This is a genomic window from Achromobacter sp. RT286_PF, from assembly GCF_059760425.1.
The window spans coordinates 1-3128 of sequence record NZ_JCBAMR010000079.1 but is presented as its reverse complement, the minus strand read 5'-3'; the positions used below and the strand labels follow the sequence as shown (position 1 = coordinate 3128).

Annotated in this window: 1 rRNA gene; it reads right to left on the bottom strand. The window is 51.7% G+C overall.

What is annotated here, in order from left to right:
- Positions 1-104: 104 nt before the first annotated feature.
- Positions 105-2989, bottom strand: a 23S ribosomal RNA gene (locus AC6LJY_RS27905).
- Positions 2990-3128: the final 139 nt, after the last annotated feature.

Here is a 3128-nt window from a genome sequence, read left to right as displayed (position 1 = left end):
GGGGGTCGTAATTGGTGTTGGCTGGCTGCTGACGGTGCAGCCAGATTTTGTATTGAACGACACTTGGAACGCTATATCACCAGGTCAATAACCATCAGTGTTATAGGATCAAGCCTCACGAGCAATTAGTATCGGTTAGCTTAACGCATTACTGCGCTTCCACACCCGACCTATCAACGTCCTGGTCTCGAACGACTCTTTAGGGGGATCAAGTCCCCGGGATACCTAATCTTCAGACGAGTTTCCCGCTTAGATGCCTTCAGCGGTTATCTCTTCCGTACTTAGCTACCCGGCAATGCCATTGGCATGACAACCGGTACACCAGAGGTACGTCCACTCCGGTCCTCTCGTACTAGGAGCAGGCTCCGTCAAGTATCCAACGCCCACGGCAGATAGGGACCAAACTGTCTCACGACGTTTTAAACCCAGCTCACGTACCTCTTTAAATGGCGAACAGCCATACCCTTGGGACCGGCTACAGCCCCAGGATGAGATGAGCCGACATCGAGGTGCCAAACACCGCCGTCGATATGAACTCTTGGGCGGTATCAGCCTGTTATCCCCAGAGTACCTTTTATCCGTTGAGCGATGGCCCTTCCATTCAGAACCACCGGATCACTATGTCCTGCTTTCGCACCTGTTCGACTTGTCAGTCTCACAGTCAAGCACGCTTATGCCATTGCACTATCAGCACGATTTCCGACCGTACCTAGCGTACCTTCGAACTCCTCCGTTACACTTTGGGAGGAGACCGCCCCAGTCAAACTGCCCACCATGCACTGTCCCCGATCCGGATAACGGACCAAGGTTAGAACCGCAAACAAACCAGGGTGGTATTTCAAGGATGGCTCCACGTGATCTAGCGACCACGCTTCAAAGCCTCCCACCTATCCTACACAGGCCGGTTCACAGATCAATGCAAAGCTACAGTAAAGGTTCATGGGGTCTTTCCGTCTAGCCGCGGGTAGATTGCATCATCACAAACACTTCAACTTCGCTGAGTCTCAGGAGGAGACAGTGTGGCCATCGTTACGCCATTCGTGCAGGTCGGAACTTACCCGACAAGGAATTTCGCTACCTTAGGACCGTTATAGTTACGGCCGCCGTTTACCGGGGCTTCGATCAAGAGCTTGCACCCCATCACTTAACCTTCCGGCACCGGGCAGGCGTCACACCCTATACGTCGACTTTCGTCTTTGCAGAGTGCTGTGTTTTTAATAAACAGTCGCAGCCACCGATTCTCTGCGACCCCATCATGCTAAGCGCGCAGGCGCTTCACACTACCGGGGTATACCTTCTCCCGAAGTTACGGTATCAATTTGCCGAGTTCCTTCTCCTGAGTTCTCTCAAGCGCCTTGGAATATTCATCCCGTCCACCTGTGTCGGTTTGCGGTACGGTCTCGTACAGCTGAAGCTTAGAGGCTTTTCTTGGAACCACTTCCAATCACTTCGCAAGCAATGCTCGCTCGTGCCATACCCTTGATTTACGCGCCCGGATTTGCCTAAGCGCCATCTTCGATACAGCAACAGGGACATCCAACACCCTGATGATCTTCCGCGATCCGTCCCCCCATCGCACTGTACGACGGTACTGGAATATTAACCAGTTTCCCATCAGCTACGCATCTCTGCCTCGCCTTAGGGGCCGACTCACCCTGCGCCGATGAACGTTGCGCAGGAAACCTTGGACTTACGGCGAGGGGGCTTTTCACCCCCTTTATCGCTACTCATGTCAGCATTCGCACTTCTGATACCTCCAGCAGCCTTTACAAGCCACCTTCGCAGGCTTACAGAACGCTCTCCTACCGCGTGCACTAAAAGTGCACACCCGCAGCTTCGGTTTATCGCTTAGCCCCGTTACATCTTCCGCGCAGGACGACTCGATCAGTGAGCTATTACGCTTTCTTTAAAGGATGGCTGCTTCTAAGCCAACCTCCTGACTGTCTATGCCTTCCCACTTCGTTTCCCACTTAGCGATAATTCGGGACCTTAGCTGGCGGTCTGGGTTGTTTCCCTCTTGAGTCCGGACGTTAGCACCCGGTGCTCTGTCTCCCAAGCTGTACTTGCGGGTATTCGGAGTTTGCCATAGTTTGGTAAGTCGCCATGACCCCCTAGCTATAACAGTGCTCTACCCCCCGCAGTAATACTTGAGGCACTACCTAAATAGTTTTCGGAGAGAACCAGCTATTTCCAGATTTGTTTAGCCTTTCACCCCTATCCACAGCTCATCCCCTAATTTTTCAACATTAGTGGGTTCGGTCCTCCAGCACGTGTTACCGTGCCTTCAACCTGGCCATGGATAGATCATCTGGTTTCGGGTCTACACCCAGCGACTGAATCGCCCTATTCGGACTCGCTTTCGCTACGGCTTCCCTATTCGGTTAACCTTGCCACTGAATGTAAGTCGCTGACCCATTATACAAAAGGTACGCAGTCACCCCACAAGGAGGCTCCTACTGTTTGTATGCATACGGTTTCAGGATCTATTTCACTCCCCTTCCGGGGTTCTTTTCGCCTTTCCCTCACGGTACTGGTTCACTATCGGTCGATCACGAGTATTTAGCCTTGGAGGATGGTCCCCCCATCTTCAAACAGGATTTCACGTGTCCCGCCCTACTTGTCTTACGCTTAGTTCCACACACAAGATTTCATCTACAGGGCTATCACCTGCTACGGCCGGACTTTCCATTCCGTTCAACTATCTTGCGTGCTAAAACGTAAAGGCTCTTCCGATTTCGCTCGCCACTACTTTCGGAATCTCGGTTGATTTCTTTTCCTCGAGCTACTGAGATGTTTCAGTTCACCCGGTTCGCTTCCACTAGCCTATGTATTCAGCTAGGGATACCGCATTGCTGCGGTGGGTTTCCCCATTCGGACATCTACGGATCAAAGCTTGTTTGCCAGCTCCCCGTAGCTTTTCGCAGGCTACTACGTCCTTCATCGCCTGTGATCGCCAAGGCATCCACCATATGCACTTAGTCGCTTGATCCTATAACGCTGTAGGCTATAGGACCTGAGTATTAGCGTTTGTGCCGTTCATAAGTTTCAAAGCAGTCTGAGGTTATTCACCCCAGTCTTGAGAACTTGGAACAAAATAATGCAATCACAACCCGTACTTATTTTCTTCG